Genomic DNA, 13,363 nt, shown 5'->3' on the forward strand with positions numbered 1-13,363 from the left:
CCGAAACATGATGTTTTGCCGGGCAGGACACATCTCAGGATGGGTGGCAGCAGCCACGATCGCAGTCGCGGGCATTATCTTGCCCGCGTCGGCGGATGCCGGCATGGGTTATGCCGTCGTCCCGACGACGATCATCTACCCCGGCGACACATTGTCGGCCAGCCAGCTCCAGGAGGTCGAGGTCACCAACCCCAACCTCGCCGGCGATTATGCCAAATCCGTTTCGCAGGTCGAAGGCATGGTTTCCAAGCGCACGCTGTTACCGGGCCGCACGATCTCGGTCTCGGCCCTGCGCGAGGCCTATACGGTGACCCGTGGCTCTTCGATCCGCCTGGTCTTCTCGCTCGGCGCGATGACGATTTCCGCCGCCGGCACGCCGCTTGAAGACGGCGCGACCGGGCAGGTCGTCCGCGCCCGCAATATGGATTCCGGCGTCATCGTCAGCGGCACGGTGCTTGCAGACGGCACGGTCCATGTGAGGGCAAAATGAAATTGTTCTTCCGTTTCGTCACTCTTGTCGCGGTTCTCGCCATGAGTTTGGCTGATGTCGCGCCCGCCTGGGCGCTGACCTCCCGCATCAAGGACATCGCCTCCCTTCAGGCCGGCCGCGATAACCAGCTGATCGGCTACGGCCTCATTGTTGGCCTCCAGGGGACCGGCGACGGCTTCCGGTCCTCGCCCTTCACTGAGCAGTCGATGCGCGCGATGCTGCAGAATCTCGGCATCTCGACGCAGGGCGGCCAATCCAACGCCAAGAACACTGCGGCCGTGATGGTCACCGCCAACCTGCCGCCTTTCGCAAGCCCCGGCAGCCGTATCGACGTGACGGTGAGCTCGCTCGGTGATGCGACGTCGCTACGCGGCGGCACGCTCGTCATGACCTCGCTTTCCGGTGCCGACGGCCAAATCTATGCCGTTGCGCAGGGCGCCGCTATCGTTTCCGGTTTTCAGGCGCAGGGCCAGGCGGCGACCGTGACCGAAGGCGTCACCACCGCCGGCCGCGTGCCCGGCGGTGCGATTATCGAGCGCGAACTGCCGTCCCGCTTCAAGGACTCTGTCAATCTCGTCCTGCAGCTGCGCAACCCCGACTTCTCGACGGCGATCCGTATCGCCGACATCGTCAACGGTTATGCCTCGGCGCGCTTCGGCGGCCCGGTTGCCGAAGCCAAGGATTCGCAGGAAGTCGTGATCCAGAAGCCGCGCACGGCCGATCTCACCCGGCTGATGGCCGATATCGAAAATCTCATCGTCGAGACCGATACACCGGCCAAGGTGGTCATCAACGAACGCACTGGAACGATCGTCATCGGCTCGGATGTCCGCGTCTCGCCGGTTGCCGTCAGCTACGGCACGCTCACGGTTCAGGTCACCGAAACGCCGCAGATCATCCAGCCCGAACCCTTCTCGCAAGGCCGGACTGCCGTCCAGCCGCAGACCGATATTGCCGCCGAGCAGACTGGTGGGCGCGTCGCGATCATCGACGGCCCCGACCTCAGGACCCTCGTCGCTGGCCTCAACAATATCGGCGTGAAACCGGATGGCATCATCGCCATTCTCCAGGGCATCAAGTCGGCAGGCGCCCTGCAGGCGGAGCTTGTGCTGCAATGATTGATATCATCAACCGTGACATGACGGTCCTGCAACTGCTACGCCGGTTGGCGCTGCCGGCCGCGGGCCTCGTCCTTCTGTCGATCCCCGGCGCCTTCGCGCAGGAACATGCGCCGGCGGGAGACATCACCTCCCAGGACGAGATCAAGCAGTTCTGCACCAACATTGCCGATCCCGCCCGCGACCAGCGTTACCTCTTGCAGAAGCAGGAACTGGAAAAGCTTCGCGCCGACATCGACGCCCGCATGGCGGAAATGGACAAGCGCAAGACCGAATACCAGGACTGGCTGAAGCGGCGCGATGATTTCCTGAAGCAGGCGGAAGCCGGCCTCACCGAGATCTACAGGAAGATGAAGCCGGATGCGGCCGCACTTCAGCTGCAGGACATGAAGATCGAGGTGGCCTCCGCCGTGATCATGCGGCTCGGCCCGCGGCAGTCGAGCCTCATCCTTAACGAGATGGACCCGCAAAAGGCCGCTGTCATCGCCAGCGTCATCGCCAGTGCGTCCGATCCCAATACGTCGAAGGATCCTTCATGAATATGCGTTTCCCGGCCGCGATCGCCGCCCTCGTACTCCTCGCAGGTTGCCAGTCTCCGACGGCGGTCAGCGAGATCGGCCGTGCGCCTGCCATGAGCCCGATCGGCAGCGGCCTCGCCTATGGCCAGACCCCGCAGATGGCGCTTTATCCGAAGCAGCCGCGCGCCGTCGCCCAGGGCTATTCGCTGTGGAGCGATTCGCAGGCCGCTCTCTTCAAGGATGCGCGCGCGCTCAACGTCGGCGACATCCTGACCGTCGACATCCAGATCAACGACAAGGGCTCCTTCGACAACGAGACCAACCGCAGCCGCAAGAATTCGAGCGGCATGAACTGGGACGTCAACGCCCAGATCTTCGGCTGGACGCCCGAGTCCAAGACCGACCTGACCTATGGTTCCGACACCAGCACCGACGGCAAGGGCAAGATCGAGCGCACCGACAAGCTCACCCTTCTGGTCGCCGCCGTCGTCACCGGCATTCTCGAAAACGGCAACCTCGTCATATCGGGCTCGCAGGAAGTCCGCCTGAACCAGGAACTGCGCATCCTGAACGTTGCTGGTATCGTTCGTCCGCAGGACGTCAATGCCGAAAACCAGATCTCCTACGACAAGATCGCCGAAGCCCGCATCTCCTATGGTGGCCGCGGCCGCTTGATGGAAGTGCAGCAGCCTCCGCGCGGCCAGCAGGCCGTCGATCTTTTCTCGCCGCTTTGAGGCTGAACGACGATGGCAGAGCCAGACGCAAGCGCAGGTCAATCGAAGAAGAAATCCGGCTCGCTGATGACGATCATCGGCATCGCCGTCCTGACCCTGCTCGGCGCCGGCGGCGGCTGGGCGGTCGGCACGATCGTCGCGCCCAACATCAAGGGCGCCAAGGAGATCGAGCAGGCCAAGGATGCCGAGGCCAAGAAGAAGGCCGAGGAAGGTCTGGCGCGCATCTCGACCGAGGCCAACAACGTCGTCCAGCTTGAACCGATCACGTCGAACCTCGCCTACCCCTCGGAAAACTGGGTCCGACTCGAAGTCGCGCTGTTGTTTAACGGGCCGCCGGATGTCAAGGTTTCCGAGGATATTCATCAGGATATCCTCGCCTATATCAGAACCGTTTCCCTTCAGCAGATCGAGGGGCCGCGCGGCTTTCAATATCTCAAGGATGACATACAGGAACGAGTTGACCTTCGCTCGCAAGGGCGGGTATCGAAGGTCATGTTCAGGACATTTGTCATCGAATGATTCGATTCATAGTTTTCCTTGCCGCCATGATGGCGGTACCGGAACTGGCGGTGGCACAGCAGCTTCCGACTGACTTGTTGAACGTGCCGGTCGATGGCTCCGTCGCCGCCTGGATCATCCGCACATTCGGCCTGCTGACCATTCTTTCGGTCGCGCCGGGCATCCTGATCATGGTGACGAGCTTCCCGCGCTTCATCATCGCCTTCTCGATCCTGCGCTCAGGGATGGGCCTCTCCTCGACGCCTTCCAACATGATCCTTTTGTCGCTGTCGCTGTTCATGACCTTCTATGTCATGTCGCCGACCTTCGATCAGGCCTGGCAGAACGGCGTGCAGCCGCTGCTTGCCAATCAGATCAACGAGACCGAGGCGGTTCAGCGTATCGCCGAACCGTTCCGCACCTTCATGGCGGCCAATACCCGCGACAAGGATCTGGCGCTCTTCGTCGATCTGGCGCGCGAACGCGGACAGAATATCCAGACGACCGATCCGATCGACTACCGCGTGCTGATCCCGGCCTTCATGATTTCGGAAATTCGCCGCGGCTTCGAGATCGGCTTCCTCGTCGTGCTGCCATTCCTCGTCATCGACCTCATCGTTGCCACAATCACCATGGCCATGGGCATGATGATGCTGCCGCCGACCTCGATCTCGCTGCCTTTCAAGATTCTCTTCTTCGTGCTGATCGACGGCTGGAACCTGCTGGTCGGCAGCCTGGTGCGATCGTTCAACTGACCGGCTGCCGCTTAAAGCATGTTGCGCAAAACTGTGCAGCGGTTTTGCGATAACGACATGCGTAAAAACAAGGACCTGAAGCGCGAGGAGCGAATCTGAAAGATTGCGCCGCCGCTCTAGTCTTCGCCAATGCGAAAACCCGCCGGATCGCTCCGGCGGGTTTTTTCGTGGCGGTTAAAAAGCCTTACTCGGCCGCGAACGGCGCCGTGCGCGGCGGCAGCGCCGGAATGTCCATGTGATCGGGTGCAAGACCCTGCTTGGAACGCTCGGCCATGATTTCATAGGCCTGCTCCAGATGGTCGCAGAACCGTTCGGCGTCGAAGAGCGGCGCGATATAGCGCTTCTCCTTGAGATGTGCCTTGTACTCAGCGATCCGTCCGGGATTTTCAGCCAGTTCGACAGCCATGTCCTCATAGGCCTGCAGGTCGTCCGCGACGAGATCGGGCAGATCGATGGCCCTGAGCAGGCTCTCGCTGACGCGTGACGCGAAATTGGTACCCTTGACGGTCAGGACCGGCAGGCCGCCCCAGAGCTGCTCCGAGGTGGTCGTGTGGCCGTTGACGGGGAAGGTATCGATGCCGAGGTCGGCCGCCTGCTGGCGGTCGATGTGCTGTTCATAGGGCGCGCGCGGGCAGAAGATGATCCGCTTGGCGGAGATCCCCGCCGCCTGGAATTGCTTCAGCAGGTTTGCCTGGTTGCGCGGCGTGTTCGCCATCAGCCAGAGCACGGTGTTCGGCGCGCGCTTGAGAATGCGGCACCAGCTTTCGATCGTCTCCGGCGTGATCTTGCGGTTGCCGTTGAAGGACGCGAAGATGAAGGCGTCTTCTGGCAGGCCGAGCTGCTCGCGGGTGACAGGGCGTGGCTTCGGACGATGCATCGGGTCGTTCGGCTGATAGCTCTCCGGCAGCCGGCAGAATTTCTCATGGTAGAAGGGCTTGGTCACTTCGGGCAATACCGAATGGTCGCCGATGACGTAGTCGAGATCGATATTGACCGTGCTGCCGGGGAAACCGAGCCAGCCGACATGCACCGGCGCGAGCGGCAAATTGAAGGCTGACGCGCGGCTGCCCGAAGTATGGCCCTTCAGGTCGACCATGATGTCGATATTATGCTCACGCACCGCTGCCAGCATTCCCTGGTCGGAGAAGCCGTGAACGGTGACGATCCGGCCCCAGCGGCTGCGGTCGGTATTGTTGTGCTTGAGGTACTCAGGGCCTGTATGGCAGAAGAGCGTCACCTCGAACCGGTCCTTGTCGTGCAGTTCGAGGATACGCTGCAAGAGCTTCATCGTTGCGTGGCGATCCCAGAAGTCTGATGACATGTAGCCGATCCGGATCTTGTCCGACCAGCTGTGCGGCTGGTTGCGGCGGAAGGCCACCCGTTCCGGGTTAAGGGGCGTGGTGCCGATCGTCGCATACCGGTTGAAATCCTCGTTGCCGCACCAGTGCAGATGATAGAACGGGTTATCCTTGCGCAGGATCTCGACATCGCCCTTTGCGAGTGAGGCATCGATCACCGCCTGGTGTTTGCTTGCCTCTTCGAAATCATTGAATTCGCGGGCGAAAACCAGATGCAGGAAACGGAATGCGAGATTGCCGGGAAAACGCTTGAAGAGGTTGCGCGAGAGGCTCTGGTTGGTTGCATCGTTCAGATCGTCGCTCAGCAGCAGGGCCGCCAGGCGCATATGATCGGGGTTGGCACTCTGCGACAGCACCGTCTTGAACGGACGGATGATATCGCGCTGCTGGCGCTTCAGATAGATCGCGGTGATGATGAAGGCGAGCTCCGGGTCTTCCTGCGCTTTGCTGAGGTTTCGCATGGCGATCAGCAGTGCATCGTCCTCATTGCCGGTCTCGTAATGCAGCTTAGCCGCGTGTTTCTGGTATTCGTAGGAATTCGGTCCTTCACAGTTGCCGGCCAGGCCATAGGCTTTCGCGGCATCGGCCTTGAAGCCGAGCTGCACGAGGTTCTTGGCCAGCAGCGCATAGGTCTTGGCGTCCGGCTGGATATCCATCAACTGGTTGAGCGTCGCCAAGGACTGTGTGTAGCGGCCCATCTGGTAATCCTTGGATGCCGCAGAGAACGAAACTTTGCTGTTCAAAACCCAACTCCGTGAAGGAAATATTCTGGCATGGCTGTCGATCGCCGAAGCGCGCATGGACCATCCTCCCCAAAACGAGGTCAGTCCGATGATGCTATACCGGCATCTGCCATACTGGCATTCGAAGCTTGCTTGAAACCGGTGGCGCGATGAGTGCCTGCTTTGTCCAGAAAGCCTCGACTGTCCCAGGAAAGCGCCGCTTCCGCCGGTAAAATTCGCTTCTGCCGCTCGAATTCGGATGCCAAAAATTATCTTCAGCAGGCGTTAACTAAGCCTTGTGAGAAGGCATTAACTATGCCCTGTGAGGAGCCGGCCGAGGGTCTGTATTTTTAAGGAGTTGGCAAGCATTGGCTGCGAGATTGCCCTGGACATGACGGGTTTGGGCCAAACAAAACAGGCGCCGAGTAGCATGAAGCTGGTCCGTCATCGCCGGTACTATAGTCCGGTATGTCCTCCTTTTTGTATCTAGTTTCCAGGGGACAGACTTATGACAAGCATTAACACGAATTCTTCCGCAATGGCCGCTCTCCAGACGCTGCGTAGCGTCAACCAGAACCTGAACAACACGCAGAACCACGTTTCTTCTGGTTACCGTGTTGAAAAGGCTTCGGACAACGCTGCTTACTGGTCGATCGCAACGACCATGCGTTCGGACAACAAGGCTCTCTCGGCCGTCTCCGACGCTCTCGGCGTAGGCGCCGCCAAGGTCGACACTGCTTACACCGCCATGGACAGCGCCATCGACGTCGTCGGCGACATCAAGGCGAAGCTCGTTGCCGCCACTGAAAACGGCGTCGACAAGGCCAAGGTCCAGGAAGAAATCGGTCAGCTGCAGCAGCAGCTCCTGAGCATCGCTCAGTCGGCTTCCTTCAATGGTGAAAACTGGGTTGCCGGCGCTGACGGCACCAAGAGCGTCGTCTCCTCGTTCGTCCGTGACGGCTCCAACGCCGTTTCGATCACCACGACCGACTATGTTCTCGACAGCGGCTCTGCAGGCAACGTTCTGTTCGGCATGAGCGGCGGCTCGGTCGAAACCTCCACGGGTATCCTCGGCACTTCGAGTGGTGCGACCGGTTCGATCTACGCGATGGACATCACCAGCTTTACGTCCGGCCAGATCCAGTCGGCTCTGACCAACGTTGAAGCAGCTCTGAAGTCCATGACCAGCGCCGGCGCTGCTCTCGGCTCGCTCTCCAGCCGCATCGACGCCCAGGACGACTTCGTGTCGGCTCTCAGCGACTCGATCGACTCCGGTGTCGGCCGTCTCGTCGACGCCAACATGGAAGAAGAGTCCTCCAAGCTCAGCGCCCTGCAGACCCAGCAGCAGCTGGCGATCCAGTCGCTGTCGATCGCCAACTCCTCTTCGCAGAACATCCTGTCGCTCTTCCGCTAAGACCGGTCGGCACAAGGTTTCCAAGTCTCGCGGCCGGGTCATCCCCGGCCGCGAAATATTTTAATATAAGGTTAATGAAAATCCTTCTAACCATCAGATATTTTTAAGTAATTTCAAATTCGAATTCAGCTTTCCTTAACCATCTTGGTGTTTTCTAGGCCTATCGAAACGGCGAGTTAACCTTAACAGAAATGGTTAACAGGCATGATGCTGATCGCTGTGGGCCGGCCGAAAATCCGGAATGTCCCTGTTTAAAATCTGCCAACAAGGGGCAAGCAAACTATGACGAGCATCAACACCAATAACGCTGCAATGGCAGCCCTCCAGACTCTCCGTGGCATCAACCAGGGTCTCCAGGAAACCCAGGCTCACGTTTCGTCCGGCTATCGCGTCGGCAAGGCTTCCGACAACGCTGCTTACTGGTCGATCGCAACGACCATGCGTTCGGACAACAAGGCACTTTCCGCCGTTTCCGACGCTCTCGGCCTCGGCGCCGCCAAGGTTGACACCGCTTACTCCGCCATGGACAGCGCCATCGACGTCGTCGGTGATATCAAGGCCAAGCTGGTTGCCGCCACTGAAAACGGCGTCGACAAGGCCAAGGTCCAGGAAGAAATCAGCCAGCTGCAGCAGCAGCTGATGAGCATCGCTCAGTCGGCTTCCTTCTCCGGTGAAAACTGGGTTGCCGGTGCTGACGGCACCAAGAACGTTGTTGCCTCGTTCGTCCGCGACGGCTCCAACGCCGTTTCGGTCGTGATGACCGACTATATTCTCGACGACAGCTCCACGGGCAACGTTCTGTTCGGCATGAGCGGCGGCTCGGTCGAAACCTCCACGGGCATCCTCGGCAGTTCGAATGGTGCGACCGGTTCTGTCTACGCAATGGACATCACCAACTTCACCCTCGGCGAAATCCAGTCGGCTCTGACCAACGTTGAAGCGGCTCTGAAGTCCATGACCAGCGCCGGCGCTCAGCTCGGTTCGATCTCCAAGCGCATCGAGCTGCAGGAGAATTTTGTGTCCGCTCTCAGCGACTCGATCGACTCCGGTGTTGGCCGTCTCGTGGATGCCAACATGGAAGAAGAGTCCTCCAAGCTGAGCGCCCTGCAGACCCAGCAGCAGCTGGCGGTCCAGTCGCTGTCGATTGCGAACTCCTCTTCGCAGACCATCCTCACGCTGTTCCGCGGCTAATAACCCGCCGAAACATCGGCCCGCCGGTCTCCGGCGGGCATCTCGGAATCGAGCCGCGCTTCGATGGAGCGCGGCTTTTTTTGTTTCCGTTAACGGTTGATTAACCATAATGCTGTCTTCTGCGGTCAACGAGACGGCGGGTTAACCAAATTTAAGAACCGGTTAACAGGCATGAGGCTGGTCCCCGTTCCCGGTAGCTTTCCGGAATGTCCCTTTTTTCCATCTGCCAACAAGGGGCAATCATTTCATGACCAGCATTTTGACAAACGTCGCGGCGATGGCCGCGCTTCAGACACTCCGTGGAATCAACGACAGCCTTGAGACGACGCAGAACCACGTATCATCGGGTTACCGCGTCGAAAAGGCAGCCGATAACGCCGCCTATTGGTCGATCGCAACGACCATGCGTTCGGACAACAAGGCGCTTTCCGCCGTTTCCGACGCTCTCGGCCTCGGCGCCGCCAAGGTCGACACCGCTTACTCTGCCATGGACAGCGCCATCGACATCATCAGCGAAATCAAGGCGAAGATCGTTGCCGCGACCGAAAAGGGCGTCGACAAGACCAAGATTCAAGAAGAAATCGGCCAGCTGCAGCAGCAGCTCCTGAGCATCGCGCAATCGGCTTCCTTCTCCGGTGAAAACTGGGTTGCCGGCGCTGACGGCACCAAGAGCGTCGTTTCCACCTTCGTGCGCGACGGTAACGGCAATGTCTCGGTCAAGACAACGGACTACATTCTGAACTCGAGCTCCACGGGCAACGTCCTCTTCGGCATGACCTCGACTGGCACGATCGAGACGAGCTCCGGCATTCTCGGCACATCATCCGGTACGATCGGCTCGATCTACTCGATGGATATCAGCACGTTCGGCTCACCTGAGATCGCCATGGCCCTGACGTCAATAGAGGCCGGCCTTGAGGCGATGACCAAGGCTGCATCGCAGCTCGGCTCGATTTCCACGCGCATCGATCTGCAGGAAAACTTCGTCAGCGCGCTCAGCGACTCGATCGACTCGGGCGTCGGCCGCCTCGTCGATGCCGACATGGAAGAGGAATCGAGCAAGCTGACGGCGCTGCAAACGCAGCAGCAGCTGGCCATCCAGTCGCTGTCGATCGCCAACTCCAGCGCTCAGAACATCCTCACGCTGTTCCGCAGCTAAATCAGGCGCTGAAACTGGACCGAATCTTGCGCCATTGTCTGGCAGCAAACGCAAAGCCTCCCGGACCGCGCCCGAAATGGCGCGGTTCTTTCTTTTATATCAATGCTTTGGTCGGCATTGCGATCGCCGCGCCAGCCTCAGTGCTGCGCTCTTGCCCAACAGGTTGGTATCGAGTTAACTTCGCCTCGAGTTGATTTGCTTTTGCGACACACCGGTAGAAACTCTGCCGGAGGCATGACGCCACTTCAGTCGCCGCCGGCAATCCGGCCTGCCCTTTCACCCCGATTCCGAGACCTGTCGATGACCGTTAAGATTACCAGCGCGGCCGCGGTGAATGCGCTTGCGGTGCTGCGCAGCATTAACAAAGAAGCCAACCAGACCCAACAGCAGGTGTCCTCGGGATATCGTATCGAGACGGCCGCCGACGATGCGTCCTACTGGTCGGTCGCGACCGTCATGCGTTCGGACAGCACCAATCTCGGAACGATCGGAGATGCGCTCGGTCTCGGCGCTGCCAAGGTGGATGCGACCTACACGGCGATGGACTCGGCGATCGATCTCATCGGCCAGATTCGCGCCAAGCTGGTTTCGGCAAGAGAACCAGGCGCTGACAAGGACAAGATCAACGCCGAGATCAGCGAATACAAGGAACAGTTGCAGACGGTCGTCGAATCGACGTCGTTTGCGGGTGAAAACTGGCTGTTGAACGGCGATGCCGCGGCGCCGCCGACATGGCAGGTGATCTCTGGTTTCGTGCGCGCTCCGACCGGCGAATATCAGGCGCAGACCATCGATTTCCCATCGTCGCAGACCATCCTCATCGACAAGAACAATGCGAGCGGCGGCCTGCTGACCAAGTCGGTCGATGCCAATACGATCAACAACAGCGGCGCGACGTCACGGAACTATTATCTGCTGAACGCCAACTCCACCACGCCGGCGACAGGTACGGAAATTGCGATTGGCAAGAACACCACCGATGCACAACTCACCGACATGCTTGACGTCACCGACTCGCTGCTTTCCTCGCTGACGACGACGGCCGCGTCCATCGGCGTGATGAAGACGCGCATCGACGATCAGATCGACTATACCGCCGATCTGTCCGATTCGATCGACAAGAGCGTCGGTGCGCTCGTCGATACCGACATGGACGAGGCTTCGATCCGGCAGAAGGCGATCGAAACCCAGAAGCAGATGGCCGTCGAAGCGATCTCGATCCTCAACACGGCCGCAAGCAAGATCCTGATCCTGCTGGAATAGGGGCGGGCGCGATCACGGGTGGCGGCGGCGCCATTCATCCTCGCGCAAGTTTGACTGCCTAGTTTCCGGCATGAAGGCATCGTCCGAATCCGTGCCGGCGCAAGGTCAGGCCCTTGCCCGTTTCGAAGGCGATGCCGGCGCACAACGTCACTTTGAGCGGGGGCGGGCATGCTGCATGCCTCCCGAATGCTGGATGGTTTTTTATGAGCATTGCGCTTTCCCGGTATTTGAAGGATTTCGGTGAACCGGAATCGTCAGCGCCCATCCTCGACATGGATGATTTCGGCGGCGACGCTTTCCCCGAAATGCCGAGCGAACCGGCGGTCGATATCGAGGCGGAGCGCCGCGAAGCCTATGCGGAAGGTCATGCCGCAGCGACCGCGGAATTGACTGACAAATTCGAACTCGAGGCGCGGACGCTGTCGGAGGTCCATGCGCGTGAACTCGAGGAACTGAAGCTGCGTTACGAAGTCGAGGCGGCGGCGGTCATTGCATCCCGCATCCGCGATATTGCCGAAGAGGTCGCTCAGCTGGTCAGCGCAGGCGCTGCCGTCGCCATCGCGCCTGTAATGACCGAAGCGCTTGCCGCCAAGGCTGCCGAAAGCCTCGCCGCCCTGCTGCGCGACGCGATCCTCGAAGGCGCGGCCGGAGCGGTCGTCGTCAGGGGGCCGACCCGGCTTTTCGATATATTGAAGGCCGAGCTCGGCGAACATGCCGGGGCGGTTCGCCACATTGAGACCGACGATATCGATCTTGCCGTCGAAATCGGTGAATCCGTCATCGTCACCCGTATGTCCGCCTGGGCAGCCAGCTTGAAGAAAGTTCTCGAATGAGCGAAGGCGAAAACCACCACCACGGCAAGAACGAGATCATCATCGTCAAGAGACATGGCGGCGGTGATCACGATGGCGCCCATGGCGGTGCGTGGAAAATTGCCTATGCCGACTTCATGACGGCGATGATGGCGTTCTTCCTCGTCATGTGGCTGGTCAATGCCGCCAACGAGGAGACCAAGGCCTCGGTCGCGACCTATTTCAATCCGATCAAACTCTCCGACGAAAAGCCGACCGAGAAGGGCCTGAAGAAGCCCGTCGACAACGCCGAGGGCGAGGAGAAGCAGGAGAAGTCGAAACAGAAGGAAGAAGATCCGAACGACGGAAAGGCCGCGGCGGATGGTGACGACCAGACATCGACATCAGGCGATCAAACCAATTATTCCGAGGCCGATTTCTTTGAAAATCCGTATTCGGTTCTTGCCGAGATCGCGCAGGAGGTCGGCCAGCAGGCCAATGTCAGCGCCAAGGGCGACGGCGGTGCCGCCGATTCCGGCCCGGCCACCGGCGCCGATGGCGGCGAGGCCTATCGTGATCCCTTCGACCCGGATTTCTGGACGAAGCAGGTCGAGGTCACGACGGCCGGCAAGACGTTGCCGCCTGGCAAGAGCGACCAGCAGGCGGTCGAGAGCGAGACGAGCGAGATCGCCAAGGTCGAGGATATGAAGCCTATACCGCTGACCACCGATCAGAAGGCTGCCAAGGAAACCAAAGAAACTAAGGAAACCAAGGGCGCGGTCGAAGCCAAGGACGGCAAGTCGCAGGGTGGCAAGTCGCCCGACGACAAGAAGGCCGAAGCTCAGAAGGATGCGGACAAGAGCGCCGCGGAGACCGAGCAGCAGCAGAAGGAAGCCGAGCAACTGCAGGCACAAATCGCCCAGCAGATCGGTGGCGTTGCAGGCAAGCTCGCCGAAGGCCTGACCGTGACGGCGTCCGAGGGCGGATTGCTGGTCAGCATCTCCGACCAGACCGACGATTCGATGTTTAATATCGGTTCTGCGGTTCCGCGCCAGGAGATGGTGCTCGCTATGGAAAAGATCGGTGCGATCCTGAAGGCGAGGGGTGGTGCGGTTGCCATCCGCGGCCACACGGACGGGCGCCAGTATAAGGGCACGCAGAACGAGAACTGGCGGCTTTCGATGGATCGCGCCCAGAGCGCCTACTACATGCTTGTGCGCGGCGGGCTCGACGAGAAACGCATCTCGCAGGTCTCCGGCTTCGCCGACCGTCGGCTGAAGCTGCCGTCCGACCCGTTCAACGCGACCAATCGCCGGATCGAGATTCTGGTGCAGGCGGATCAAGGATAGTCG

The 13,363-nt window shown here is 60.1% G+C and carries 13 protein-coding genes; 12 read left to right on the plus strand and 1 reads right to left on the minus strand.

The window, feature by feature from the left end; translation table 11 throughout:
- The first annotated feature begins 7 nt into the window (after positions 1-7).
- Genes flgA through fliP form a run of 6 tightly spaced genes read left to right on the plus strand, consistent with a single transcriptional unit; the run spans position 8 to position 4,113 of the window.
- Positions 8-490, plus strand: coding sequence for a flagellar basal body P-ring formation chaperone FlgA (gene flgA, locus J3P73_RS04150; RefSeq protein ID WP_018072569.1), 483 nt, complete (start codon positions 8-10; stop codon positions 488-490).
- Entirely contained in the window at positions 487-1,608 is a 1,122-nt protein-coding gene (locus J3P73_RS04155; protein WP_003556532.1) for a flagellar basal body P-ring protein FlgI, read from the plus strand. The genes flgA and J3P73_RS04155 overlap by 4 nt, the downstream gene beginning before the upstream one ends.
- Entirely contained in the window at positions 1,605-2,147 is a 543-nt protein-coding gene (locus J3P73_RS04160; RefSeq protein ID WP_018493763.1) for a MotE family protein, read from the plus strand. Before J3P73_RS04155 ends, J3P73_RS04160 begins: the two co-directional genes overlap by 4 nt.
- Positions 2,144-2,860: a flagellar basal body L-ring protein FlgH gene (gene flgH / locus J3P73_RS04165; protein ID WP_130771116.1), complete on the plus strand. Its 717-nt coding sequence runs from the start codon at positions 2,144-2,146 to the stop codon at positions 2,858-2,860. Before J3P73_RS04160 ends, flgH begins: the two co-directional genes overlap by 4 nt.
- A gap of 12 nt (positions 2,861-2,872) precedes the next feature.
- Positions 2,873-3,379, plus strand: a complete 507-nt coding sequence (locus tag J3P73_RS04170) for a flagellar basal body-associated FliL family protein (RefSeq protein ID WP_018072573.1) — start codon at positions 2,873-2,875, stop codon at positions 3,377-3,379.
- Positions 3,376-4,113 carry a flagellar type III secretion system pore protein FliP gene (gene fliP, locus J3P73_RS04175; RefSeq protein WP_130654613.1) on the plus strand — a complete coding sequence of 246 codons (738 nt, stop codon included), beginning with the start codon at positions 3,376-3,378 and terminating at the stop codon, positions 4,111-4,113. The genes J3P73_RS04170 and fliP overlap by 4 nt, the downstream gene beginning before the upstream one ends.
- Before the next feature lie 184 nt (positions 4,114-4,297).
- Here the strand turns inward: fliP and J3P73_RS04180 are convergent, their stop codons facing one another.
- The gene (locus J3P73_RS04180) at positions 4,298-6,271 is read right to left on the minus strand and encodes an O-linked N-acetylglucosamine transferase, SPINDLY family protein (RefSeq protein ID WP_207579779.1); all 1,974 of its coding nucleotides are present in this window, start codon (positions 6,269-6,271) and stop codon (positions 4,298-4,300) included.
- 430 nt (positions 6,272-6,701) lie between these two features.
- Here J3P73_RS04180 and J3P73_RS04185 point away from each other — a divergent pair, with 430 nt between their 5' ends.
- The 6 genes from J3P73_RS04185 to J3P73_RS04210 all read left to right on the plus strand — a co-directional run bounded on the left by J3P73_RS04185 (position 6,702) and on the right by J3P73_RS04210 (position 13,360).
- Complete coding sequence (locus tag J3P73_RS04185) at positions 6,702-7,607, plus strand: flagellin N-terminal helical domain-containing protein (RefSeq protein WP_018072576.1); 906 nt, start codon at positions 6,702-6,704, stop codon at positions 7,605-7,607.
- Between the two features lie 282 nt (positions 7,608-7,889).
- Positions 7,890-8,798, plus strand: a complete 909-nt coding sequence (locus tag J3P73_RS04190) for a flagellin N-terminal helical domain-containing protein (protein ID WP_027685980.1) — start codon at positions 7,890-7,892, stop codon at positions 8,796-8,798.
- Between the two features lie 247 nt (positions 8,799-9,045).
- Positions 9,046-9,957: a flagellin N-terminal helical domain-containing protein gene (locus J3P73_RS04195; protein ID WP_130654616.1), complete on the plus strand. Its 912-nt coding sequence runs from the start codon at positions 9,046-9,048 to the stop codon at positions 9,955-9,957.
- A gap of 300 nt (positions 9,958-10,257) precedes the next feature.
- The gene (locus J3P73_RS04200) at positions 10,258-11,220 is read left to right on the plus strand and encodes a flagellin N-terminal helical domain-containing protein (protein ID WP_130687605.1); all 963 of its coding nucleotides are present in this window, start codon (positions 10,258-10,260) and stop codon (positions 11,218-11,220) included.
- A gap of 203 nt (positions 11,221-11,423) precedes the next feature.
- Positions 11,424-12,053 (plus strand): hypothetical protein, encoded by a 630-nt coding sequence (locus J3P73_RS04205; RefSeq protein ID WP_130771117.1) that lies wholly within the window; start codon positions 11,424-11,426, stop codon positions 12,051-12,053.
- Complete coding sequence (locus J3P73_RS04210) at positions 12,050-13,360, plus strand: MotB family protein (protein ID WP_130681001.1); 1,311 nt, start codon at positions 12,050-12,052, stop codon at positions 13,358-13,360. The genes J3P73_RS04205 and J3P73_RS04210 overlap by 4 nt, the downstream gene beginning before the upstream one ends.
- Positions 13,361-13,363 lie beyond the last annotated feature (3 nt).

This window comes from Rhizobium ruizarguesonis (assembly GCF_017357285.1).
Lineage (GTDB): Bacteria > Pseudomonadota > Alphaproteobacteria > Rhizobiales > Rhizobiaceae > Rhizobium > Rhizobium ruizarguesonis.